25 protein-coding genes and 1 tRNA gene are annotated in these 25,243 nt (G+C 40.4%); 4 read left to right on the forward strand and 22 right to left on the reverse strand.

Features of this window, described 5'->3' with window-relative positions:
- Positions 1-531: CAP domain-containing protein (locus AC4BHP_RS12510; protein WP_490552563.1), on the forward strand; the 531-nt coding region annotated here is incomplete at its 5' end.
- Positions 532-704: 173 nt separating this feature from the next.
- Here AC4BHP_RS12510 and eno read toward each other — a convergent pair.
- From eno to AC4BHP_RS12555, 9 genes are all read right to left on the reverse strand, one after another.
- On the reverse strand, positions 705-2,000 hold the full coding sequence (eno, locus tag AC4BHP_RS12515; protein ID WP_066106229.1) for a phosphopyruvate hydratase: 1,296 nt from the start codon (positions 1,998-2,000) through the stop codon (positions 705-707).
- Positions 2,001-2,054: 54 nt separating this feature from the next.
- The gene (gene gpmI / locus AC4BHP_RS12520) at positions 2,055-3,590 is read right to left on the reverse strand and encodes a 2,3-bisphosphoglycerate-independent phosphoglycerate mutase (RefSeq protein WP_066106226.1); all 1,536 of its coding nucleotides are present in this window, start codon (positions 3,588-3,590) and stop codon (positions 2,055-2,057) included.
- Positions 3,587-4,345 carry a triose-phosphate isomerase gene (gene tpiA, locus AC4BHP_RS12525; RefSeq protein WP_490552566.1) on the reverse strand — a complete coding sequence of 253 codons (759 nt, stop codon included), beginning with the start codon at positions 4,343-4,345 and terminating at the stop codon, positions 3,587-3,589. Before tpiA ends, gpmI begins: the two co-directional genes overlap by 4 nt.
- A 36-nt stretch (positions 4,346-4,381) precedes the next feature.
- Positions 4,382-5,566 carry a phosphoglycerate kinase gene (locus AC4BHP_RS12530; protein ID WP_066106220.1) on the reverse strand — a complete coding sequence of 395 codons (1,185 nt, stop codon included), beginning with the start codon at positions 5,564-5,566 and terminating at the stop codon, positions 4,382-4,384.
- Between the two features lie 172 nt (positions 5,567-5,738).
- The gene (gap, locus tag AC4BHP_RS12535; protein WP_066106217.1) at positions 5,739-6,746 is read right to left on the reverse strand and encodes a type I glyceraldehyde-3-phosphate dehydrogenase; all 1,008 of its coding nucleotides are present in this window, start codon (positions 6,744-6,746) and stop codon (positions 5,739-5,741) included.
- Positions 6,747-6,804: 58 nt separating this feature from the next.
- Complete coding sequence (locus AC4BHP_RS12540) at positions 6,805-7,836, reverse strand: sugar-binding transcriptional regulator (RefSeq protein WP_066106212.1); 1,032 nt, start codon at positions 7,834-7,836, stop codon at positions 6,805-6,807.
- 143 nt (positions 7,837-7,979) lie between these two features.
- A complete protein-coding gene (locus AC4BHP_RS12545) occupies positions 7,980-8,219 on the reverse strand; it encodes a glutaredoxin family protein (protein ID WP_257469108.1) in 240 nt (79 codons plus the stop codon).
- A gap of 45 nt (positions 8,220-8,264) precedes the next feature.
- The gene (gene rpoN / locus AC4BHP_RS12550; protein WP_490552568.1) at positions 8,265-9,557 is read right to left on the reverse strand and encodes an RNA polymerase factor sigma-54; all 1,293 of its coding nucleotides are present in this window, start codon (positions 9,555-9,557) and stop codon (positions 8,265-8,267) included.
- A gap of 169 nt (positions 9,558-9,726) precedes the next feature.
- Positions 9,727-9,798, reverse strand: a tRNA-Arg gene (locus tag AC4BHP_RS12555).
- A 297-nt stretch (positions 9,799-10,095) separates the two neighbouring features.
- Here AC4BHP_RS12555 and clpP point away from each other — a divergent pair.
- The 3 genes from clpP to AC4BHP_RS12570 all read left to right on the forward strand — a co-directional run bounded on the left by clpP (position 10,096) and on the right by AC4BHP_RS12570 (position 15,035).
- A complete protein-coding gene (gene clpP, locus AC4BHP_RS12560) occupies positions 10,096-10,698 on the forward strand; it encodes an ATP-dependent Clp endopeptidase proteolytic subunit ClpP (RefSeq protein WP_066106206.1) in 603 nt (200 codons plus the stop codon).
- Positions 10,699-11,044: 346 nt separating this feature from the next.
- The gene (locus tag AC4BHP_RS12565) at positions 11,045-12,469 is read left to right on the forward strand and encodes an amino acid permease (RefSeq protein ID WP_140461771.1); all 1,425 of its coding nucleotides are present in this window, start codon (positions 11,045-11,047) and stop codon (positions 12,467-12,469) included.
- A 169-nt stretch (positions 12,470-12,638) separates the two neighbouring features.
- Positions 12,639-15,035, forward strand: coding sequence for an immune inhibitor A domain-containing protein (locus tag AC4BHP_RS12570; RefSeq protein WP_148630648.1), 2,397 nt, complete (start codon positions 12,639-12,641; stop codon positions 15,033-15,035).
- A gap of 50 nt (positions 15,036-15,085) precedes the next feature.
- Here the strand turns inward: AC4BHP_RS12570 and AC4BHP_RS12575 are convergent, their stop codons facing one another.
- The 13 genes from AC4BHP_RS12575 to hisH form a co-directional block, all read right to left on the reverse strand.
- Positions 15,086-15,358 carry an HPr family phosphocarrier protein gene (locus AC4BHP_RS12575; protein ID WP_148630645.1) on the reverse strand — a complete coding sequence of 91 codons (273 nt, stop codon included), beginning with the start codon at positions 15,356-15,358 and terminating at the stop codon, positions 15,086-15,088.
- A gap of 49 nt (positions 15,359-15,407) precedes the next feature.
- The gene (gene whiA / locus AC4BHP_RS12580; protein ID WP_148630643.1) at positions 15,408-16,349 is read right to left on the reverse strand and encodes a DNA-binding protein WhiA; all 942 of its coding nucleotides are present in this window, start codon (positions 16,347-16,349) and stop codon (positions 15,408-15,410) included.
- Between the two features lie 29 nt (positions 16,350-16,378).
- A complete protein-coding gene (locus AC4BHP_RS12585) occupies positions 16,379-17,353 on the reverse strand; it encodes a gluconeogenesis factor YvcK family protein (protein ID WP_302621342.1) in 975 nt (324 codons plus the stop codon).
- Positions 17,328-18,254, reverse strand: coding sequence for an RNase adapter RapZ (gene rapZ / locus AC4BHP_RS12590; RefSeq protein WP_373925482.1), 927 nt, complete (start codon positions 18,252-18,254; stop codon positions 17,328-17,330). The genes AC4BHP_RS12585 and rapZ overlap by 26 nt, the downstream gene beginning before the upstream one ends.
- Positions 18,255-18,257: 3 nt before the next feature.
- On the reverse strand, positions 18,258-18,722 hold the full coding sequence (locus AC4BHP_RS12595; protein WP_140461775.1) for an 8-oxo-dGTP diphosphatase: 465 nt from the start codon (positions 18,720-18,722) through the stop codon (positions 18,258-18,260).
- Positions 18,723-19,016: 294 nt separating this feature from the next.
- Positions 19,017-19,970: a thioredoxin-disulfide reductase gene (gene trxB, locus AC4BHP_RS12600; protein ID WP_490552574.1), complete on the reverse strand. Its 954-nt coding sequence runs from the start codon at positions 19,968-19,970 to the stop codon at positions 19,017-19,019.
- A 113-nt stretch (positions 19,971-20,083) separates the two neighbouring features.
- A complete protein-coding gene (locus AC4BHP_RS12605; RefSeq protein WP_066106184.1) occupies positions 20,084-21,574 on the reverse strand; it encodes a tetratricopeptide repeat protein in 1,491 nt (496 codons plus the stop codon).
- A gap of 204 nt (positions 21,575-21,778) precedes the next feature.
- The gene (locus AC4BHP_RS12610; RefSeq protein ID WP_490552577.1) at positions 21,779-22,054 is read right to left on the reverse strand and encodes a hypothetical protein; all 276 of its coding nucleotides are present in this window, start codon (positions 22,052-22,054) and stop codon (positions 21,779-21,781) included.
- A 104-nt stretch (positions 22,055-22,158) separates the two neighbouring features.
- The gene (locus AC4BHP_RS12615) at positions 22,159-22,368 is read right to left on the reverse strand and encodes a hypothetical protein (protein WP_490552579.1); all 210 of its coding nucleotides are present in this window, start codon (positions 22,366-22,368) and stop codon (positions 22,159-22,161) included.
- 59 nt (positions 22,369-22,427) lie between these two features.
- Positions 22,428-23,099 (reverse strand): bifunctional phosphoribosyl-AMP cyclohydrolase/phosphoribosyl-ATP diphosphatase HisIE, encoded by a 672-nt coding sequence (gene hisIE, locus AC4BHP_RS12620; RefSeq protein WP_066106181.1) that lies wholly within the window; start codon positions 23,097-23,099, stop codon positions 22,428-22,430.
- Complete coding sequence (gene hisF / locus AC4BHP_RS12625; protein WP_139892209.1) at positions 23,096-23,854, reverse strand: imidazole glycerol phosphate synthase subunit HisF; 759 nt, start codon at positions 23,852-23,854, stop codon at positions 23,096-23,098. The genes hisIE and hisF overlap by 4 nt, the downstream gene beginning before the upstream one ends.
- Positions 23,851-24,597: a 1-(5-phosphoribosyl)-5-[(5-phosphoribosylamino)methylideneamino]imidazole-4-carboxamide isomerase gene (gene hisA, locus AC4BHP_RS12630; RefSeq protein WP_066106172.1), complete on the reverse strand. Its 747-nt coding sequence runs from the start codon at positions 24,595-24,597 to the stop codon at positions 23,851-23,853. The genes hisF and hisA overlap by 4 nt, the downstream gene beginning before the upstream one ends.
- A complete protein-coding gene (hisH, locus tag AC4BHP_RS12635) occupies positions 24,597-25,235 on the reverse strand; it encodes an imidazole glycerol phosphate synthase subunit HisH (RefSeq protein ID WP_066106169.1) in 639 nt (212 codons plus the stop codon). The genes hisA and hisH overlap by 1 nt, the downstream gene beginning before the upstream one ends.
- Positions 25,236-25,243 lie beyond the last annotated feature (8 nt).

A 25,243-nucleotide genomic window follows, 5' to 3' on the forward strand; every position in this document is an offset into this window, starting at 1 on the left:
ACTACTCCTGAAGTAACGGAACCTGTTGAGACTACTCCTGAAGTAACGGAACCTGTTGAGACTACTCCTGAAGTAACAGAACCTGTTGAGACTACTCCTGAAGTAACAGAACCTGTTGAGACTACTCCTGAAGTAACGGAGCCAGAAGGCAATGACCAAGCCATCGTCAACCAAATTGTTGCATTAGTCAACGAGGAAAGAGCTAAAAACGGTCTACAACCTCTCAGCAATAATGCAGACTTATCCATAGTTGCTTACACGAAAGCTGTAGATATGTCAGAAAACGGTTATTTTGCCCATACATCACCAACATACGGAACTCCCTTTGATATGATGAAGGCTTTCGGAATCACATACGTAGCAGCAGCTGAAAACATTGCACAAGGCCACAGAACAGCTGAAGCCGTTATGGAAGGTTGGATGAACTCAGAGGGCCACAGAAAAAATATCCTAAATCCAAACTTTACTGAAATCGGGATTGGTTATGAAAAGAATGAGCATTACTGGGTGCAAATGTTCATTCAAAATTAATCAACACTGTAATTCATTATTTCTAACAAAAACGCCTCTTTCCTTATTGGTAAGAGGGCGTTTTTTATTGTTTATAAAAAAACTCCTTATACTGAAATTCATCAGTATAAGGAGTTTTCCCTTTTGAGCTTTTATAATACTTCTCAAGCGTCCTTGAAAATCATATAAAATACTTATTTTTTAAGGTTGTAGAAAGATTGAAGACCTTTGTATTCAGCTAAATCGCCAAGCTCATCTTCGATACGAAGAAGTTGGTTGTATTTCGCGATACGGTCTGTACGGCTCATAGAACCAGTTTTGATTTGGCCAGCGTTTGTTGCTACTGCAATGTCAGCGATTGTAGAATCTTCTGTTTCACCGGAACGGTGGGATACAACTGCAGTGTAGCCAGCGCGTTTTGCCATTTCGATTGCATCGAAAGTTTCAGTTAAAGTACCGATTTGGTTAACTTTAATTAGGATAGAGTTAGCGATACCTTTTTCGATACCTTCAGCAAGCTTTTTAGTGTTTGTAACGAACAAGTCATCACCAACAAGTTGTACACGATCGCCAATGCGCTCAGTTAACAATTTGTGGCCTTCCCAGTCGTTTTCATCTAAACCATCTTCAATAGAGATGATTGGGAATTCGTTGATTAATTCTTCATAGAAGTTAACCATTTCTTCGGAAGAAAGACCATTGCGTCCTTCGCCTGCTAGATCGTATTTCTTAGTTTCTTTGTTGAAGAACTCAGAAGAAGCTACGTCCATTGCAAGGTAGATATCTTTACCAGCTTCGTAGCCAGCTTTAGTGATTGCTTCAATGATTACTTCAAGAGCTTCACGGTTAGAACCAAGGTTTGGAGCGAATCCACCTTCGTCACCTACTGCAGTGTTTAAGCCTTTGTCGTGAAGAACTTTTTTCAAGCTGTGGAATACTTCAGCACCCATACGGATTGCTTCTTTGAAAGTTGGAGCTCCAACAGGCATGATCATGAATTCTTGGAAGTCAACGTTGTTATCAGCGTGAGAACCACCGTTGATGATATTCATCATTGGAGTTGGAAGCTGTTTCGTGTTGAATCCGCCAAGGTAACGGTATAAAGGAATGTTTAGGTAATCAGCAGCAGCGATTGCAGCAGCCATGGAAACACCAAGAATTGCGTTCGCACCTAATTTACCTTTGTTTTCAGTTCCATCAAGGTCGATCATCGCTTTGTCGATTCCAGCTTGATCAAGAACATGCATACCGATGATTTGTTCAGCAATGATATTGTTTACGTTATCTACTGCTTTTTGAACACCTTTTCCAAGGTAACGGTCTTTATCGCCATCACGAAGTTCTACTGCTTCGTATTCACCAGTGGAAGCACCACTTGGTACCATAGCACGGCCGAATGCGCCAGATTCTGTTTCAATTTCTACTTCAACTGTTGGGTTACCACGGGAGTCTAATACTTCACGTGCATAAACGTCAATAATAATTGGCATTAAATTTCTCTCCTTTTAATTGGAAAATATAGTACATTTTATAGTTTGTACAACTTACTTTTTAATTAATGATTTTCCAGTCATTTCTTTCGGTTGCTCTACATGCAATAGTTCAAGCATAGTTGGAGCTAAATCACCCAGAATTCCACCGTCACGAAGTTCTACCTCTTTATCAGTGACAATCACTGGAACAGGGTTTGTCGTATGTGCTGTCATCGGATCTCCATCTGGAGTGATTACCTCATCAGCATTACCATGGTCAGCTGTGATAATGGCTTTACCACCCATAGATAGGATTTTATCGACGATTTTTCCAAGGCATTCATCCACAGTTTCAATTGCTTTGATTGTTGGTTCAAGCATTCCGGAGTGCCCAACCATATCAGGGTTAGCAAAGTTTAGGATGATCGCATGATGATTATCTTCATCCAATTCCTTCATAAGGGCTTCAGTCACTTCATAAGCGCTCATTTCAGGTTTAAGGTCATACGTGGCAACCTTTGGAGAATTAATCAAAATACGTTTCTCGCCTGGGAATTCATCTTCACGTCCACCACTCATAAAGAAGGTAACGTGTGGGTATTTTTCAGTTTCGGCAATGCGAAGCTGTTTTAAGTTGTTTTGCGATAAGACTTCACCGATTGTGTTATCCAGATTTGTTGGTTTAAATGCAACATATCCTTTAACCGTTTCACTAAAGTGAGTCAAGCAAACAAAATACAAATTCTGCGGGAATCCTGGGCCTCTGTCAAAGCCGCGGAAATCATCATTTGTAAATACGTTAGAAATTTGGATAGCACGGTCAGGACGGAAATTATAGAAAATAACAGAATCATTATCTTCAATTTTCGCCACAGGCTGTCCATCAGCTTTCGTAATTACAGATGGTAGAACGAATTCATCAAAAATCCCATTACGGTAGGAATCCTCTACTACTTCCATTGCGGAAGAATAAGAAGGTCCTTCACCATAAGTCATGGAACGATACGTTTTTTCTACACGATCCCAGCGTTTATCACGGTCCATGGAGTAATAACGTCCTGAAATAGTCGCGAACTGGCCTACACCAATTTCTTTAAACATATTTTCAGTTTGTTGAATGTACTTTTCAGCAGTTTGAGGACCAACATCACGTCCGTCTAAAATGCCGTGTACATAAACATTTGTAAAGTTTTCTTTAGCACACAAGCGAAGTAATGCAAATAAATGCTGAATATGGCTGTGTACTCCACCATCAGATAATAATCCCATTAAGTGTAGAGCCTTATTATTTTCTTTCGCATGTTGAATCGCGCCTAAGAAAGTTTCATTCTTTTCGAATTCACCTTCACGAATCGCAAGGTTTACTCGAGTTAAGCTTTGATAAACAATCCGGCCTGCACCGATATTTAAATGGCCAACTTCTGAGTTACCCATTTGTCCCTCCGGCAAACCAACTGCTAAGCCACTCGCTATCAGGTGATTATGTGGATACTCTGCCCAATAACGGTCAAAGTTAGGCTTTTTAGCCTGTGCCACAGCATTACCCTGTGTTACATCTCGAGATCCAAACCCATCGAGAATGATTAACGCTACTGGTTTCTTACTCATTTAGAAACAGCCTCCAATAATCCTAAGAAAGAAGTTGGTTCAAGGCTTGCTCCGCCAACTAAAGCACCATCGATATTATCTTCTGAAAGATATTCTTTGATGTTTTCAGGTTTAACAGAACCGCCATATTGAATCCTAATTGCTTCTGCCACATCAGTTGAAAAGCTATCAGCGATTGTTTGACGGATATGACCGCAAACTTCATCAGCATCAGCTGCTGTGGAAGACTTTCCTGTACCAATTGCCCAGATTGGTTCATAAGCAACAACTGTTTTCTTAGCTTGTTCTTCAGTTAGGCCCTGAAATGCCTTTTTAATTTGTTCAGCTACAAGAGCTTTCGTTTCACCAGCTTCACGCTGCTCCAAAGTTTCCCCACAACACACAATAGGGATTAAATTGTGCTTAAAAGCAGCCAATGTTTTCTGGTTAACTGATTCATCTGTTTCATTGAACATTTCACGACGTTCGGAATGTCCAATGATAACATAGTCTACCCCTAAATCAGAAAGTGCTTCCGGACTTACTTCACCCGTATATGCGCCACTTTCTTTAAAGTGCATATTTTGTCCACCAACTTTAAGATCCGTTCCTTTTGTTGCTTTTACAAGCGATTCAAGAAATAGCGGAGAAGAACACACAACCGCATCCACTTTTTCTGGAGTAGGAATGGAACCTTTAACTTCATCTACAAATTGTAAAGCTTCGCCAACCGTTTTATTCATCTTCCAGTTTCCTGCGATAATTGGTTTACGCACTTTTCTCATCCTCTCGTATGTGTCCGTATAATGTATTTATTTGTCGTTTAACGCTACCACACCAGGAAGCTCTTTACCTTCCATGAATTCCAAGGAAGCACCGCCTCCAGTAGAGATGTGGCTCATTTTATCCGCAAGGTCGAACTTTTCAACTGCCGCAGCTGAGTCCCCACCACCAATTACGGAGTATGTATTTTCCGCATTTGCAAGTGCTTCTGCTACTGCTTTTGTACCGCCAGCGAATTTATCAAATTCGAATACACCCATTGGTCCATTCCAGATCACGAGTTTGGAATTTTTAATAGTGTCTTCATATAATTTTGCAGTCTTTGGTCCGATATCAAGCGCTTGCCAATCAGCTGGAATCGCATCAATATCTACCACTTTAGACTCTGTATCAGGTGAAAATTCTTTTGCAATAACCGCATCCACCGGCATTAAGAAGTTAACACCTTTTTCTTTTGCTTTATCCATAAAGGATTTAGCCAATTCAATTTTATCTTCTTCTAAAAGAGATTGACCAATTTCATAACCTTGAGCCTTGATGAACGTATATGCTAGTCCACCGCCAATGATTAGGTTGTCCACTTTCTCAAGAAGATTATCAATTACACCGATTTTATCCTTTACTTTTGCTCCACCAATAATTGCTGTGAATGGACGTTCTGGATTAGAAAGAGCTTTTCCAAGCACTTCTAATTCTTTTTCCATTAGCAAACCGGCTACAGCAGGGATATGTTTTGCAATTCCTTCTGTCGAAGCATGTGCACGGTGAGCTGCACCGAATGCATCATTTACATACACATCTGCAAGATCTGCAAATGCTTTTGCCAATTCTGCGTCGTTCTTTTCTTCGCCAGGATAGAAACGTACGTTTTCTAGAAGAAGTACATCGCCATCTTTCATCTGCCCGATTTCAGCTTGTACAGCTTCTCCGTATGCTTCATCCGTTTTCTTAACATCTTTGCCAAGTAATTCGCTTAAACGCGCAGCAACAGGAGTTAAGCGTAGCTCTTCTTTTACTGCACCTTTTGGACGGCCCAAATGGCTTGCCAGAATTACTTTTGCGCCTTTTTCAATTAAAAGTTGAATAGTCGGTAAAGCCGCACGAATTCTTGTGTCATCAGTTACTTTGCCATCTTGCATTGGTACGTTAAAATCAACGCGGCAAAATACTTTTTTTCCTTGTACATCAATGTCTTTAATCGATTTTTTGTTCACTTAAATGAACCTCCTTTAAAATAAGGGACCAGCTAAAGACTTAATCAGGTCTGCCCAAACTCTGATTAATTGCCGTTAAAATAAAACAGGGAGAAAGGGGAATTTTCCCCTCTCCCCCCTTAAACAAATTCATTATACCTTTAATAAGGTTTTCTATCTACTACGTTAAAGATTAAAGACCTTTTTTAGCAATGTAAGCTGCAAGGTCAACTACACGGTTGGAGTAACCAGTTTCGTTATCGTACCAAGAAAGTACTTTAACCATGTTGCCTTCCATAACCATTGTAGAAAGAGCATCAATAGTAGAAGATTGAGTAGTTCCATTGTAGTCACGAGATACTAATGGAAGTTCGCTGTACTCAAGAACTCCTTTTAATTCACCTTCAGCAGCTGCTTTTAATGCTGCATTGATTTCTTCTGCAGTTGCTTCTTTTTCTAATTCAGCAACAAGGTCAACAACAGATACGTTTGGAGTTGGTACACGCATAGCCATACCGTTCAATTTACCTTTCAATTCAGGTAATACTAGAGCAACAGCTTTAGCAGCACCAGTAGTTGTAGGGATCATGCTTTCAGCAGCAGCACGAGCACGACGGTAGTCTTTGTGTGGCAAGTCTAAGATTTGTTGGTCATTTGTGTAAGAATGAATTGTAGTCATCATTCCGCGTTTGATACCGAAGTTATCGTTCAATACTTTTGCAAATGGAGCCAAGCAGTTTGTAGTACAAGATGCATTAGAGATTACATCATGGTTAGCTGCGTCATATTTATCTTCGTTAACACCCATAACGATTGTGATATCTTCATCAGATGCAGGTGCAGAAATGATAACTTTTTTAGCGCCAGCTTCAAGGTGTTTTGCAGCATCTGCGCGTTTAGTGAAACGTCCAGTAGATTCAACAACGATATCTACTCCAAGATCTCCCCAACCAAGTTGAGCTGGATCTCTTTCAGCAAGAACTTTTACACGTTGTCCAGCTACTACTAAGTAGTCTCCGTCAACTGTTACATCTTGATCTAAAGTTCCATGAACGGAATCATATTTTAAAAGATGCGCAAGCATTTTTGCATCAGTTAAATCGTTAACTGCTACAACTTCTACTTCCGGATTATTTAACGCTGCACGGAATACGATACGTCCAATTCTACCAAAACCATTAATACCTAATTTTACTGCCATTAGAAGGTTCCTCCTTTTGGAATCTTAGAAATAGATTTAAATTATATTCAAAAGGGTGTTATCCCTTAAGTAACTGTAGTGCCGCACCTTCATCCGTAATTAAAATCGGTTTTTTAGGTGCCATTTTGATATAGGCTTTTATTGCCTTAGCTTTTGAAGCTCCGCCAGCGACGGCGATTACATGTTCCGCATTAACCAGATCATCTAATTGAAGGCCGATTGTATGGACTTTTTGTATTATGTTGCCATCTTCATCGTAATAATATCCAAACGCCTCTCCAATTGCCTTTTTATTCTCAAGCTCCTGAAGACTGTCATCGGATGATTTCCTTCTTTCAGCCATTGTTTTGGCTTCCCCTATACCATGAAGAACGATATTAGCTGATTTCAACAAATTCAATACCTCATGTATAGCAGGTTCACTGGTTAGCGTATTGTATGCTGCTTCACTTAGGTTGTCCGGTACATACAGGACACGATATCGTGAATGCATCTTTTCCGCCATTTGTTCGCAAACTGTATTGGCCTGGTATTGAACACCCTTGCCAAGACCGCCTCTCGCTGGTACAAACAAAATGTCATCCACATCTGGAAGCTCTGAGACATCAGGTAACATTCTTCCTATTGCTGCCATTGTTGTTCCACCTGTTACGGCAATGATATTTTTACCCGTTAAGAGACTTTTCATACGCGAAGCACCGGCACGTCCAAGCTCATCTATTACCCATGGGGATTGGTCACTATCACCGCTAACGATGATAATTTTCTCCAAATTAAGTTTTTCCTGTAATAGGCGTTCCATATCATCTATACCCGATAATTGCCTTATTACACCACCCAGATGGTCGAGTACCTCTTTCCCTTCATTGGTAACAGTCATTCCAGAGCTCGCAATGAGTATAAGATTTTGGTTTTTCAAAAATTCCACTTCGCTGCGCAAAATCCGCTCCGTAATGTTCAAAGTCAGTGATAAGCTTCGTCTGCCTACCGGCTGCAGAGTACGAATCGTTCTTAAGATATTGTATCTTTTTTGCATGACCTCAAATATATCTGGAATTAATTTCTTCTGTAAATGGAGTATTCCGTCCATATCCTTCAAACTCCTTTTATACTTTGGTCATTTTTTGTCCTAGCAAGACGTTTAGCGTCCCAGTTTATGTAAAAAAAATAGCTCCTGATGTAATTCCATTCTAACAGGAGTTTCGAATAGTTGCAAGGTTCTAAATGTGAACATCACGTTAAATAGCGACGAATCTCATCTAAATCGATACGACCGTATTGAATAACCTGATCATTGATTTCGACTACAGGAATCATAAGCCCATATTGTTCCAGTAATTTATCATTGGAATATATATCGACTTCAAGGAGAGTAAACGTCATTTCTCTTTGCAAAATTTTCAAAAGATCCTTTGCCTCTTCGCATAATGGGCAATTCTTTTTTGTATAAAAATGAATGATTGGTACACTCACTCTCTTTCCCCCTGCTCTTTCTTATTTTCTACATTTATAAATTAATTATTCACTAACCTCATATCGTTTTCTTTTTGAAGAAGATGGTATATGAAGCAGAGTCCGATATTTCGCGATTGTCCTCCGTGATACAAGAATACCAAAATCATCCTGAAGTTGCTTTGCAATTGCCTGATCCGATAAAGGTAATGTTTTCTGCTCTGCCTTTATCAACCGCACTATTTCTTGCTTTACTTGTTCTGATGAAGAGTCTTCCAATTGAGCGTTCGGGATGCTGCTCGTAAAAAACATTTTCATATCATAAGTCCCAAATGGCGTCTCTACCACTTTGTCTCTAATCGCCCTGCTTACTGTGGACTCATGCACATCAACCATTTTGGCGATTTCCTTCATAGTTAATGGCTTTAAGGTGACACTTTTTCCAGTATCAAAGAAGGCAGATTGCTTTTCCATGATGGCATAAGTTACACGCCTTAAAGTTTGCTCTCTTTGCTCAATAGCCTTTTTTAGCCAGTTAAGCTCCAATTTCTTTTCGTACATATACTTTTTAGTTATGTCATCACTTCCATTTATAGGGGAAGTAAATTCATTCGTTTTAAATCTTCTCATTGATAAAACTTTTACAGTGGGTACTCCTTTTGAAACAGAAACACTTACATCCGGTATGAAATATTGGAATTCACCACTATTAAAAGCTGAACCAGGTTTGGGGTTATATGCCTGTATTAAATCAAAAATGGATTGAATATCTGCAATTGTTACACCAACCAGCTTGGCAAGCTCTTTCCACTTTCTATTCACAAGCATATCGAAATGATTAACCAAAACCTCTTCTAGTGGCAGATCATCGATATAATCACGTTTAGCCTGTATGAGCAAACATTCACTTAGATTCCTGGCACCCACTCCGACAGGCTCCAATGCCTGCAAAACAGATAAGGCAACATCCCATTCTGCCTGACTAACCTCCACAAGGGATCGAGCTTCCTCAAAGGTAATACGTAAATATCCATTTTCATCGATACAATCAATCAAAAACAATAAAACGCACTCTTCCCTGTCGGTTAATACTTTAAATGGAATTTGGGATCGTAAATAAGATTTTAATGAAACAGTCTCCTCACTGATTTGATTGATTGATGAGTCGCCATATGATCTGCCTGAGACTTTCGGATACTCGTCATCTATTTCAATTAACGGATTCTCAAGTGCTTTTCCATCGATATAGGCAGCTAATTCAATTGCCGGGTATTGAAGCAAGTTTATTGCCTGATTTAATTCCGGCGTCATCGTCAGCTTTAACTTTTGTTGCTGGTACAAACCAAACTCTACGTTCAAATCCCTGCCCCCTTATAATAAATCGCTTACATTAATAGTAGTAAATAGGAAGGAGCAGAGCAAGAAAAAGGAGGATATATTTACAAAATATTGAATTTGTTAATAAATAAAAAAATGCCCCAGTGCTAAGCTACTTTCGGCACTGGGGCATTTCCTACAATATATTATACGCCCTCGGAGGGAATCGAACCCCCATCGTAAGAACCGGAATCTTATGTTCTATCCATTAAACTACGAGGGCAAAATGTTAGCCTACAAAATTATATTATAAGGAAGAGAAAGTCTTTTTGCAAGAACTATTCCTTAGGTTTATAAGCCTTTATGTTGGGTAAGATGGATATCAGGGATTATTTTGTTTCTATACATAGAATCAGTTGCAAATTATGCGCAGACCAATCAGATAAACTAGACATCAGTCCTTAATAAAAAACATATAGTAATGTAAGCGTCTTTTGTTTGACCTTTATTGACCATAAAGTGTATGATAAAGTCAAAGCCAAATGTATTATTTTTTTTACATATAAGGAGGAGAAAATAAATGAATTTAATTCCTACAGTTATTGAACAAACAAATCGCGGGGAACGCGCATACGATATTTATTCCCGTTTATTAAAAGACCGGATTATCATGCTTGGAAGTGCAATTGATGACAATGTTGCCAACTCTATCGTTGCCCAATTATTGTTCCTTGAAACTGAAAACCCAGAGAAAGATATATATCTTTACATCAATAGCCCAGGCGGAAGCATCACAGCTGGTATGGCAATCTACGATACAATGCAATATATTAAACCAAAGGTTTCTACGATCTGTATCGGTATGGCTGCTTCAATGGGTGCATTCCTTCTTGCTGCCGGCGAAAAAGGAAAGCGTTTTGTGTTACCAAACAGTGAAGTGATGATTCACCAACCACTTGGCGGAGCTCAAGGACAAGCGACTGAGATTGAAATCGCTGCTAAACGCATTCTCTTTATGCGTGAGCGCTTAAACAAAATTTTGGCTGAACGTACTGGTCAATCTTATGAAACAATTGCTCGCGATACAGAACGTGATAACTTCATGACAGCTGAACGTGCGGTAGAGTACGGATTAGTTGATAAAATTATCACCCGCAATGTAGTAGAAGAAAATAAAAAATAATAAACTGATTAAGAGCTGTCGAGATATTCGGCAGCTCTTTTGTTTTATCAAAAAAATAATGTAGATATCCCCCTCTACTCCCCTACCTGACAATATTTTAGTTCTCTAATTGTTTATCACTTTACCAAATTAAAGTTTGATGTTAATATGAAAGCACAATTTAATAATTAGTCATTCTGAAGAGAGTTTATTGTGTTGAATTTCATACTTAACAATCTCAACCAATAAGCCACCGGAATGATCAAATTATAATTCGGGTATAGAATTATAACGATTTGTACCACTAGCAATAATTTATCTTATTATATTTTTCGCATATTTTTGAAAACAGAAGGGGTCTTTCATCATGAATAATAAAAAATGGGGATTTTGGATATTAACCATGTTTGTTGTCGGCAACATGGTTGGTGGAGGAATATTTATGCTTCCGGCAAACCTAGCTGGTGTTTCTAGTCCGTTTGGAGCATCAATGGCCTGGATCTTAACAGGAGCTGGAGTATTAATGGTTGCTCTTGTATTTGGAAATTTGGCTATCAGAAAGCCGGAATTAAAAACGGGACCGCAAAGCTATGCTCAAGCCATGTTCAGTTCACCAAGGAAAGGGAAAATCGCTGGTTACAGTATTGCTTGGGGTTACTGGGCTGCTAACTGGGCTGCAACGGCATCAGTCATTATCTCGTTTGCCGGGTACTTATCTACCTTCTTCCCAATTATGCAAAGCCAGTACATCCTTTTTTCAAGCGGCAATTTTGATCTGGAATTAGGGAAATTCTTAAACTTTATGGTATGTACAGTTATGCTGTGGGGCATTCACTTTATTCTCTGCAAAAGCTTTAACAGCGCTGGAAAAATCAATTTGCTGGCAACCATCACTAAAGTAATTGGGTTCGCCCTTTTTATCGTCGCAACCATTTTCATATTTGATTCTACTAATATAATGAACGGTAAAGAATTCATCGATGCATCTGGGGTTTCCCATTCATTGGGTGGACAAGTAAATAACGCAGCTATTGCCACGCTATGGGCCTTCATTGGGGTAGAAGCTGCTGTGATGCTATCTAATAGGGCAAAGTCTCAGACTGATGTGAAAAAAGCGACAATCACCGGACTGATTATTGCCATTGCGATCTATATTGGTATAACACTATTAACAATGGGCGCTTTATCCCAAGAGGCATTGCAACAGTCACATAAACCTTTGGTTGATGCTCTGCAAGCTGCAATCGGATCTAGCGGTGCTTATATTTTAGGATTCCTTGCCTTAATTTCATTATTCGGATCCACAGTCGGTTGGATTGTCGTTAGCTCCGAGGTACCATATCAAGCTGCTAAATCCAACTTGTTCCCGGCATTCTTCGGAAAAACGAATAAAAAAGGAAGTCCAGTCAATTCTTTGACTATCACAAACCTTTTAACGCAATTCTTTTTATTCGCTACTGTTTCCGGAACGATAATGGAAGCTTATGAATTCGCAATGGTCGTTGCTACATTAGCTTACTTAATCCCGTATTTCGTTAGTGTTCTTTATCAGGTAAAACTGATTATTACCGGTGAAACATACACAGGGATGAAGCGATCACGATTGATAGATGGCATAATAGCGATAGTGGCTCTTGTATACACCCTATGGGTAATTAAAACCGGAACAGCCGACTTAAAAACCTTCTCGCTCGGTATAGGTTTATTTGTCCTCGGTCTTGTTCTCTATCCAATCCTGATGAAAAACAAGAAACCAAAAGAAATTTCTAGAAGTTTGACAGAAGATAGATAATCATAAGACGAAACCACTCTTTCAAAAAGGGTGGTTTTTTTATGTCTAATTACCCACTTCTTTTTCCTCAACTACTCCTAATCTACCATTTTCTACTATTAAAGAGGTTTTTTAACAGAATAGTTAGAATATTTATAGATGTTAATTAAAATTAAGAGGAGGAAACCATTTGCGAGGAAAATCTATTTTGGCATCGGCCTTCGCTGCTGCTTTAACATTCAGTGCCTTTGCACCAGCCACTTCTGCTCACCAAGTTTCGACAATAAGTAATCATGCTGCAACCGAGACCAGTCATAATCATTCAGTTACCTATACAGGAAGCTCTTTTGATTTAAGCATTGCCAACGAGGAACGATTAATTAAAATGCTTAAAAAGGAAGGTGTTATCAAGAAAAATGCAACAGATAAAGAAGCACAGGCACAGTTGAAAAAGTACCTAAAGAAAAAAGAAGAAAACGCTAAAAAGGACTCATCAAAAAAATTCGATAAGCAAATAAAAGAGTTGCAAAAGAAGTGGAACAAAAAGAAAAAAGGTAAAAAAACTGGCAAAGGTTCCAAACCTAGTAATGGTGTTGTTCAACCAGTAAAAGAAGAGAAATATAAAGGGTCTGTAGTAAAAGATAAAGTTTTGGTTCTGATGATTGAGTTCCCTGATTACAATGGTGACAATGTCAGACCAGAGGATACAGACATGTACTATCAAGATTATACTAAGGATCATTACCAACAAATGATTTTTGGTAAAAAGGGATATACAGGTCCTAACGGCGAAAAGCTAATTTCTATGAAGCAATATTATGAACAGCAATCTGGCGGTAGCTATACCGTAGATGGTGAAGTAGCTGGTTGGTATATGGCTGAAAAACCTGCTGCTGAGTATGGTGGAAATATTCCCACACCTGATGGAAATGACAAGGATGCACGTAGCCTTGTAGAGGAAGCACTTGAAGCTGCAGCAAACGATCCAAATGTAGATTTTGCTGAGTATGATCAGGAAGATCGCTACGATTATGATGGGGACGGCAATAAACGCGAGCCAGATGGATTAATCGATCACTTAATGATTGTCCACTCTGCTGTAGGTGAAGAAGCAGGTGGCGGCACACTGGGTGGAGATGCAATCTGGTCCCATCGTTCGAATTTGGACGGGATATTCGACGGGATATTCCCAATTGCTAATACGGAAACAGACATACCTTACTGGAATGGACAAATGGCTGCTTACGATTACACAATCGAACCAATTGATGGAGCTGCCGGAGTATTTGCCCATGAATATGGTCATGATTTGGGTCTACCGGATGAATATGATACGCAATACTCAGGATCTGGTGAAGCCATCGGCTATTGGTCAATCATGGCAAGCGGCAGCTGGGCAGGTAAAGTTCCAGGAGGAGAACCAACTGGATTCAGCCCATATGCCAAAGAATATCTTCAGGAGAGCCTCGGTGGAAACTGGCTTAATTATGAAGAGGTCGATTTGGATGATCTGACTAGACGGGGATCTGAATTCCTTCTCGATCAAGCCAATACAAAGGGAAGAAACCTGGATGCGCTTAAAGTGAATTTGCCACAAAAGAAGACCACAGTAAATACTCCTTATAGCGGGAAGTATGAATATCATAGCGGAAAAGGTAATAACCTAAATAACTCTTTGGTTACTTCTCTTGATCTAACAAATAAGTCGACAGCCCAGTTATCTTTCAAGACATGGTACCAAATAGAGCAGGATTGGGACTATGCATCTGTTCAAGTGCGTGAAGAAGGACAAACAAACTGGACAGGCGTAGCAGGGAATATAACCACTTCTACTAATCCATATGAACAAAATCCGGGTAATGGTATAACAGGAAACTCCAACGGATGGGTAGATGGTATATTTGATTTAAATGCCTATGCCGGCAAGAAAATTGAATTACGCTTTAATTACTGGACTGATATAGCAGCTATTGAACCAGGTTTTTATGTAGATGACATTACAATTACTGCTGATGGACAGGAACTCGTAAAAGATAATGCAGATACTTCAACCTCTGCCTTTACATTAGATGGCTTCACCAAGAATGAAGGCTTCTATACAAGCGATCAATACTATTTGGCAGAATGGCGAAATCATCAGGGGGTCGATTTAGGACTTGCTCATATCAAACGCGGAGCCAGCCTAATGAAATATGATGGTGGATTAGTAGTTTGGTATGTGGATGACAGCTATTCAGATAACTGGACAGGCAGTCACCCAGGTGAAGGCTTCCTAGGGGTAGTCGATGCTGACCAAGGAACATTAAAATGGAGTGACAAATCCTTAGCTGCAACTCGTTATCAAATTCATGATGCTGCATTTAGATTAGATAAAACAGATAAAATGTATTTGGATTATAAGAGTGTAAATGGTTTAACATTGTCAGATTTTGACACGAAACCATTTTCTGTGTTTGATGATAGCAAAAATTATTTAAATCCTGGCAAACCTGACGCAGGGCGGAATATCCCTGAGTTTGGCGTAAAAATCAAGTTAACGGGTCAAAGCAAAGACCGTACTGTCGGAAAAATTCTTATTAGTAAATAAAGCAGGAAAAGAGGCGGCTTATAGATAGCCACCTCTTTTCTATTTGTATCCTAATGATTCTTCGTATTACTACTCTTTGTCATAAATGCTTCTAAAACCTCTATAGCCTCTTCTTCATCCTGACCATCTGCTGCAAGGGTCACTGTCTTACCTGTACCAATCGCCATACTCATTAATCCCATAATACTTTTTACATTGACCTTCTTTTCTCCATCTATAATAAATATATCAGATGAAAAACGACTTGCCTCCTGAACAAATAGAGCAGCCGGGCGTGCCTGCAAGCCTGTTTTAAGCTGTACAGTGACTTCTTTTTCAATCACAGCGATTCCCCTCCATTAAATATTATTTATATCATAATGCTTGGAATACTTATTTAGATTCACCGGCTCGCAGCTTTTCGGCAATTTCATCTATTTTACGTAGACGATGATTAATACCCGACTTGCTTATTTTATCGCTTGAAACCATTTCCCCAAGTTCTTTTAGGGTTACATCTTGGTATTCGACACGCAGTCTTGCAATTTCACGTAGTTTATCAGGCAATATATCCAGACCAACTGTATTTTCAATATACCGTATATTTTCAACCTGGCGCAATGAAGCGCTGATTGTTTTATTCAAGTTTGCAGTTTCACAATTTACAAGTCGATTTACAGAATTTCGCATGTCTCTTACAATACGAATATCCTCAAATTTCAAGAGTGCATTATGCCCTCCAATAATATTCAGGAATTCAGAAATCTTTTCCGCTTCCTTCAAATAGGTGATAAATCCCTTTTTTCTTTCGAGCGTTTTGCTTTTTAATCCGAATGAGTTCATCAACTCACACAAAGAATCATTATGCTCTTTATATAAAGACGATATTTCCAAGTGATAAGAGGAAGTCTCAGGATTATTAACTGATCCGCCTGCAAGAAATGCACCACGTAAATATGATCGTTTACAGCATTTCTTGTGGATTAATTCCTCGGATATATCATGGATAATCGTAAATTCATTTTCAATGATATTCAAGTCTGTAAGTACTTCCTTCGCTTTCTCAGAAAACCGTACAATATAGACATTATTCTTTTTCAGCTTCATCTTTTTACGAACAAGCAAATCAACCTGGAGATTATAAAGCTTCTTTAAAAACGTATAAATTCTCCGGGCAATCGCTGCATTTTCTGTTTGCACATCCACAATAAGATGACGATTGGAAAAGGATAAGGATCCGTTCATCCGGATTAGCGCAGATAGTTCTGACCGTGCGCAGCACTCTTTTACTTCTAAATTGGTTAATTCTTTTTTTGTTTCCGACGCAAACGACATCCTTTTTTACACCTCAATCCCTTTACAACTTACACTTTATTCTTTTCCTTTAATAAATTATAGATAATAGAAGCAACGACGACTGTATCATGTCTGACACGGTTATTTTGAATCGTTACTATATTATCCTTAATCACTTGCAGTCCCATTTGTTCAAGTCTGTTTATATCAAAGATAACCGGTTGGGCATACTCTTCTTTATATTTTAATTTTAAATGCGCAGGGATATCCTCTTTATTGACTAAGATTGTATCCATACATGACTCACCTAAATGCTCATTTATTACTTTCAAATGGTCACTTGCTGTATAATTCAGGGTTTCCCCTGCTTGAGTCATTAAGTTACAAATATATACCTTGGATGCTTTGGCATTTGCAATTTCAGCTGCAATTGTAGGCACAACCAAATTAGGCAATATACTTGTATAAAGACTTCCCGGCCCCATCAAAATTAAATCTGCCTGTCTGATGGCCTGGATGGTTTCATGAGGAGGCTGAATATGCTCAGGACTGAGGAATACCCGCTTTATGCGTTTCCCGGAGTATGGAATTTTTGATTCACCGGAAACAACCGTCCCATCCTCGAGTTCTGCATGTAGGATTACGCTCTGGTTAGCAGAGGGCAAAACCTGTCCTCTTACATTTAAAACCTTACTCATCTCCTGAATAGCATGTACAAAGTCACCGGTAATAGAAGTCATCGCAGCAAGAATTAAATTCCCTAGCGCATGACCTGATAATTGTTCAGAGCCTGTAAATCTGTGCTGAAACATTTGCTCAATTAATGGCTCTACATCAGACATAGCTGCTAAAACATTCCGTATATCACCAGGAGAAGGGATGTCCAGTTCCTCTCTCAGTCTGCCAGAACTGCCACCATCATCCGCAACGGTCACTATAGCGGTAATGTCGAGAGGATATGCCTTTAGCCCTCTTAATAGGACAGGAAGGCCAGATCCACCACCTATGATGACCACTTTAGGTTGTGCTGATATGGATGTCATCTGTGCGTACCTTCCTTTTATCAATATCACGATGCGTTACACTCGTATGGTACTCATTGTTATACCGTTTACCCAGATATTCAGCTAAAGTTACGGAACGATGCTGGCCTCCAGTACATCCCACAGCGATAATTAACTGGGCTTTCCCCTCACGTTTATATTGAGGAATCATAAAATCAAGTAAATCCGTCCATTTTTCAATAAATTTCTGGGTTTCACTCCATTTCATTACGTAAGAAGAAACCTCTTCATCCAGTCCAGTTTGCGGACGCATATTTTCTATATAAAACGGATTAGGCAGGAATCTTACATCAAAAACTAAATCTGCATCGATAGGGATACCATGTTTGAAACCGAATGACATGATATTAATCGAGAACTCCACCCGTTGATTAACGGAGAATTGTTTGGCAATTTTCTCACGCAGCTCTTTTGGCTTAAAATTTGATGTGTTATAAATCGTTTGAGCACGTCCTTTTAATTCCTCAAGCAAATCTCGTTCAAGTCTAATCCCTTCCAACGGCGATCCTGATGGAGCCAATGGATGAGTACGTCTTGTTTCCTTATATCTTCTTACTAAAACGGAGTCATCCGCATCCAGGAATAAAATTTCAGGAACAAACTTGGAGGATTCATTAAGATCATCCAAGGCTTTGAATAAGTGTTCAAAAAATTCCCTGCCTCGTAAGTCCATTACTAATGCTACCTTATTCATTTTCTTTCCTGAATTGTTCATAAGCTCCATGAATTTAGGAAGAAGCGTAGGGGGAAGGTTATCCACACAGTAGAAGCCCAGATCCTCAAAGCTCTGTATTGCAACTGTCTTACCGGCACCTGACATACCCGTAATAATGACCAACCGATTCTCTGATGCTGCAGTTTCTATTTTTTTCTCTTCCATTAGTTATTCCCCGTTTCTTTCAAGCTTGTAATCGAGTAGTATGAAATCTTCTGTATATTTAAATGTACCTATTAGTATTCCTTGTCCATTCATCATATGATCCAATATTTTGCGATCTCCCTCTGCCATTGGCAATGCCAGAATATCGTTTAAAGGATGCCATTTCAGAATCCCTTCCTCATTCTCCTGATATGCTTCTCCCTCAAATGCGTAGGCACGAAAAGAAAAAAGCATCCATTCATGAACAATTTGGTCATCTTTCATATTAACCATGGTGAAAATGCCTTTTAACTCAGGACGCTCGATTTTCAAATTGGTTTCTTCATAGAATTCACGCATGACAGAGTCATGTATGGATTCTCCAGATTCCATTTTGCCGCCGGGCGCTACCCACCAATTTCTTCTGGGCTTCTGAAGCATAAGGGCCTTGCCATCTGCCATTAACATACAATTGGTTACTCTTTGCAAACTATTTCACCTCAGTTGCTACAGCACAAATTAGATAGACTTCTCTTTATTATACTATTTTAGATGTGCATGAACAATGTACGTTAATCATCATAATTTTTTCAAGTCATCCCTATATTTTTCGACAAACAACAAAAAAAAGCGGCATAGGTTTTATAACCTATGCCAAAAAAATATATAAAAGGGGGTCAATTTCTTATTTTTATTCTACCCCAAATGTATTGCACTTTGATTACAGCTACATTAATTAATAATGACTTTAATGTAAATTTTTTACTCATCCTTCAAGCTATTTTATTTTGCTTGTGCTTTTAATTGCTCCATCAACTCTTCAACATAATGCTGTGCGGATTGAGCGGCTATACTGCCATCACCTGTTGCCGTAACAATTTGTCGTAAATTCTTTTCACGAACATCTCCGGCTGCAAAAATACCAGGAATTTTTGTTTCCATGCAATCATTGGTTTCGATATAACCAGCTTGATTCGTAATTCCGATAGTTTGGAATGGTTTTGTTAACGGCAGCATTCCAATATAAATGAATACGCCATCTGCCGGATACTCGCGCTCAGTACCATCAACAGTGGATATCAATGTTACACTGCCAACCTTACCATCTTTCTCATTAATGCTTTTTAACGTTGTATTCCAAATAAAATCTACCTTTTCATTCTCAAAGGCACGCTGCTGCAGAATTTTTTGAGCACGAAGTTCATCCCTGCGGTGTACAATCGTTACTTTAGAAGCAAAGCGAGTTAAGTACACACCTTCTTCAACAGCAGAATCTCCTCCGCCAATCACGAAAAGTTCTTTGTTCTTAAAGAAAGCTCCGTCACAAACTGCACAATAGGAAACACCGCGACCACCTAGCTCTTTTTCACCTGGTACGCCGATTTTCTTATATTCAGCACCAGTAGCAATAATAATAGTACGCGTTTTATATTGCTTAGAACCAGCATCAATGGTTTTATATTCTTTTCCATCAATAATTTGTTTTACTTCACCATAAGCATATTCTGCTCCAAATTTTTTCGCATGCTCGAACATTTTAGTTGATAAATCTGGTCCAAGAATGGTTTCATATCCTGGATAGTTTTCAACCTCTTCCGTATTCGCCATTTGCCCGCCCGGAATGCCACGTTCAAGCATTAATGTCGAAAGATTGGCTCTTGACGTATATACAGCTGCTGTCATACCCGCCGGTCCGGCTCCAATAATAATTACATCATAAATTTTTTCCTCAGACATTATGAATCACTCCTTCTTACGATAGAACTCGAAGCCTCTCACATTCATTTCATTTCTCGTCTTATCCTCGAACTAATCGTATTAAACTATACATATTAGGTCCAAAAATTTGCTCATTGCAACAATTCGGCTACAAGCTTTACATACTTAGAAAGTGTCGAGTTAGATATTCCATATCGTTCCGCCACTGTTTTTTGAGATTCTTTTTCACCGCGCAGCTTGTGCCATTCGTAATCAATAGCAGCTGCCCATGCAAGTGGATTTGAGAACCGTATACCATTCTCTTTTCCTTCTGCATATACAGAAAACCAGAGAAAATAAAGGCCGGACTCAATCAATTTTACCGGCTGATAAAACCTATATAACGTGTCTGCTACCTCTGCCGCAAAAAATTGACGGTTATCGGATAGCTCGATGCTATTTTTATATTCTCGTTCCATCGCTGTGAAACGTTTATTAGTTTCGTAAGAGGGATGAGTTTTAATTTGATTAAATTCCCCCGAATGACTCGCTAAAAAGAGACCAAACAATCTCTCCTCCAGATACTCACTTTCCAACTTTTTAATGATGGAAGGCGCATGCTCTTCAAATCCAGATTCCTCATCTTCAGTCATTTCGCCCCAAGGCTCAAGTCCCTCTTTATCAGGACTGTATTCAACCACTTTAGCCCAGGCATTTTCAGCAACTCTCTTTTGCCCGATTTGATGGGCAGATTTACTGAGCCAATAATAGAAGGTTCCGTCCCCTTCATAACCCTTTTTCTGCAGCTGGCGAAGCCAGATATAAGCTTCCTCATAATAACCAGTCAGCGCAAAGGTCGCTCCTAATTTTAACCGGTGTTCATCAAGAATAGGTCTGACTTTTTTTAGGACAGCGAAAACCTCATCAAGCTTATCCTGCTCCATCTGATAATGGTAAAAGACCATTCCATTGCACAGAGCATGCAGATTGCCAGGGTTCTTCTCAAGGACTCGATCGAGCGTCTCAAAAGCTTTCTCTGTTTTACCTACATAGAAATAAGCCAGTGCCAAATTATTATAAGCCGACCAAAATTCAGGATATAAATCGATTAATTCTTCAATTTTTTCAACGGCTTTCACAAAATTACCCGCTTCAAGCAACTCACGTGCCGCCTCTTGGCGCATCATTAAATCATCCTGAACTTCCAAGGTCTCTTCTGTTTCATCCGTCTCAAATGTGATTAAATCCAGCAAATCTTCTGCATCCTCACTGAATTCACCAAACTGATCTTTATTTAAATATTCGTTAGCATGCTTATAGGCCTCTTTAAATAAACCCATATGAGCAAAATTATTAGCCAGGAAATAATGGCACTCCGTCATAAACGGATCCAACTCCTGAAGAATATTCTCAAGCAGCTGATTCGAAAACTGATATTCACCTAATTCCGTACAAATCACAGCCAGCTGGCAAGCAATCATCGGCTCACCCGGTTCCAGCTGCAACGCACGGTTCATATATTTCTTAGCTCTATATAATTCCCTTCGCTGGAAAGCTTTTATTCCCTTTGTAAAATAGAACTCTCCCGTGGGGTTAAACGAAACAACTTTTGCCTTATTAGTCAAATTAAAATTATTCCCCATCTAGTCCTCCAAGCACATATACTTTAACCCTACAATTATACCATATTAAGAGAATTATAGAAAGAAAAGCGGAAGGGCCTTGCCCAGGAGCGAGGAGCATAAGACAGAGGCTCGGAGGGGGATGTTTTCCCCCGTAGAGGCTATGCTTATGTCCCGAGCTCCTAGGCCCTGACGCTGGATCAGATGAAAAGCGGAGGCGACTGGTCAGCTGCGACAAGCATAAGAGGAGGTGCGCAGGGAAAGTGCTCTTTCTTTCCCGTAGCAGCTACACTTATGTCTCGAGCAGTTAGGAGCCGCAGCTGGATCGGATGAAAAGCGGAAGGGCCCATTTAAGGAACGAAGACTAAATACGTCACGTCCTGTGGCAACGTCTTCATGACCTACATCCTGTAGGCCTCCGACAAGCATATGTAGTGGCGATTCTGGAGCAGGAGGGGGGCTTATTAGTCCAGCCAGAGCTCTTTCCCCTCTACCTTCCACTCGCCTTTACCCCACCCTTACCCAAGGATAGCCATGTCAAAGGTGGTCCATAGCCCAGTCAGAGTTCCTTTCTCCTCTACCTTTCACCCACACTTGTCCCACCTTTATCCGGGTATAGCCCGGGCATGTGTCGGCCATAGTCCAGACATAGCTCCTTCACCCTGCCTTTCACCCACACTTGACCCACCTTTACCTGGGTATAGCCCGGGCATAGGTCGGTCATAGCCATGACATAGCTCCTTTACCCTGCCTTTCACCCACACTTGCCTCACCTTTACCCGGGTAAAGCCCGGGCATAGGTCGGCCATAGCCATGACATAGCCCCTTAACCCCCGCACCCTTCATCAAACAAAAAAACTCAAAAGGATATCATTCATCCTTTTGAGTCAGTTTCTTCATCATTCTGTTTAGTAAGATGGCGTTCACGGAGGTTTTTTTGAATTTCAGAGAATGGGAGATTTTGTTCTTTTAAGAGGACAAGGACATGAAAGAATAAATCGGATACTTCCCATTTTAATTCTTCTAGGTCGCGGTTTTTGGCAGCGATGATGACTTCGGCTGCTTCTTCTCCCACCTTTTTAAGAATCTTGTCTACCCCTTCTTCAAATAAATACGTTGTATAGGAGCCTTCGGGACGCTCTGCTTCCCGTTCAGCAATGATTTTCTCCAAATCATACATAAAATCCTTTGCTTCATCTGCCGGCTGAATTAAATTAATATCATCAGCCTGATACAGCGATTCCGTAAAGCAGCTTACCGTGCCGTTATGACAGGCTGGGCCTGCTGGTTGAACCAATACTACTAATGCATCCTGATCGCAATCATAGCGGATTTCCCGTACGGCTTGAGTGTTTTTGCTTGTTTCCCCTTTATGCCAAAGCTCCTGGCGGGAACGACTGTAAAACCAGGTTTCTCCCGTTTGAATCGTTTTCTCCAATGATTCCTTATTCATATAAGCCAGTGTCAGGACTTCCTTCGTTTCTCCATCCTGAACAATGGCCGGCACTAATCCGTTCGTATCAAATCGTATATTCTCTATATTCATCTCACAAGCACTCCTTGTTCTCGCAGTCTACGTTTAACTTCCTGTACGCTTGTCTCTTTGTAATGAAAAATGGAAGCAGCCAGTGCTGCGTCTGCTTTTCCTTCTGTAAACACCTCAGCAAAATCTTCCTTACTTCCCGCTCCACCGGACGCAATCACCGGGACTGTAACAGCCTCACTGATCGCCTTGGTCAGTTCAATATGGAATCCGCTTTTTTCCCCGTCACAGTCCATACTCGTTAGTAATATTTCACCGGCACCGAGCGCAACGGCTTGCTTAGCCCAATCAATAGCATTTAATTCGGTAGCTTTACGGCCGCCATGTGTATAAACTCGAAAGCCGTTCATCTCCGCATCATACTTTGCATCAATAGCAAGAACGATACACTGATTCCCAAAATAGCTGGCTCCCTCTGCAATCAGCTCCGGCCGAAGCACTGCCGCCGTGTTTACAGATACCTTATCCGCTCCGGCACGCAGAATGGTCCTCATATCAGCAACTGAGTTAATCCCTCCACCAACTGTAAATGGGATACTCAGGACAGTCGCCGCTTCCCGAACCACTTCCACCATCGTCTTTCTTCCTTCATGGGACGCTGAAATATCAAGGAATACTAGCTCATCTGCTCCTTGGTCATCATACATTTTCGCCAATTCAACTGGATCACCTGCATCCTGAAGCCCAAGGAACTGAATCCCTTTCACGACACGGCCCTCTTTTACATCTAAACAGGGAATAATTCGTTTCGTAATCATAAGGATTCAACCGCCTTCGCTAGGGCCTGCGGCAATGTAAAGCGATTTTCATAAAGTGCCTTCCCGATGATGACTCCTTCAATTCCATCCGCTTGATAGGCCTGTAAAGCAGCGATATCCTCAAGCTGACTCATTCCTCCTGATGCGATGACATTCTTTCCGGTTGCGCGCGCAAGTTCAGCTGTTGCCTCTACACTGGGACCATTAAGCATCCCGTCATTGGCGATATCCGTAAAAATGAACCATTCTGCCCCTTTATCGGCAAAATACTTGCCTAAGTCAACGACAGTCCATTCACTTGTTTTCAGCCAGCCATCAGTCGCCACCTTACCGCTTTTACCATCCAGTCCTATCGCAACTTTCCCCGGATATTGCTGAATCATCCGTGTGGCAAATTCCGGTTCTCTTACAGCCACACTACCAAGAATGACACGCGATATACCATTCTCCAAGTAACGGGCTACCTGCTCCTCATTGCGAATCCCGCCTCCGACTTGAATGGATACGCTCTTTAATTCCCGGGCTGCCTTTAGTACGTGTTCCTCATTAACTGGATTTCCCTCTTTGGCACCGTCTAAATCGACCATATGAATCCATTTGGCTCCTAAATCAGAAAAGGACTTGGCCATTTCAAATGGAGAATCTCCATAAACCGTTTCCTGCCCATAATCTCCCTGCAGAAGACGGACACATTTACCGCCTCTCATATCAATTGCCGGATAGATTGTAAAATTAGTCCCCATCACTTATCCCCCGCCTTCTCTATTACCAGATTCACGAAGTTCCCGAGCAAACCTTTTCCCATCTGTCCACTTTTTTCAGGGTGAAATTGCATTCCCATCACATTCCCTTTTCCTACAATTCCGGGTACCTCGACATCATACATTGCTGTTGCGATTAATTCCGCTGAGTCCTTTATTTGTGCATAATAGGAATGGACAAAGTAGACATAATCCTCTTCCAATCCTTCAATTAAAGGATTCACATTCTTAAATTGCAGTTTATTCCATCCCATATGAGGAACTTTATAGGTTTTACCGGTTTGATCAATCCCCGTAAATTTCGCAATATGTCCTTCCAAGAAACATAGCCCCTCGGAAAACCCGTGTTCATCACTGCTCTCGAACAATAGCTGCATTCCAAGGCAAATGCCGAGCAGGGGCTTACCACTTTCGACATACTCCTTTAAAAATACGTCCAATTTCTGCTCTTTTAATGCAGTTATTGCATCCCGAAAAGCACCCACGCCGGGTAAGATTAACCCATCACAGCCGGCCAATACAGTCGGATCACCGCTTATCACAGGATCCGCTCCCAGCCTGTCTAATGCGTTATAAACGCTGAATAAGTTTCCCATCCCGTAATCAACGATTCCAATCAAGACTGCCA

The sequence above is a fragment of the Pradoshia sp. Z4_20 genome (assembly GCF_058216035.1).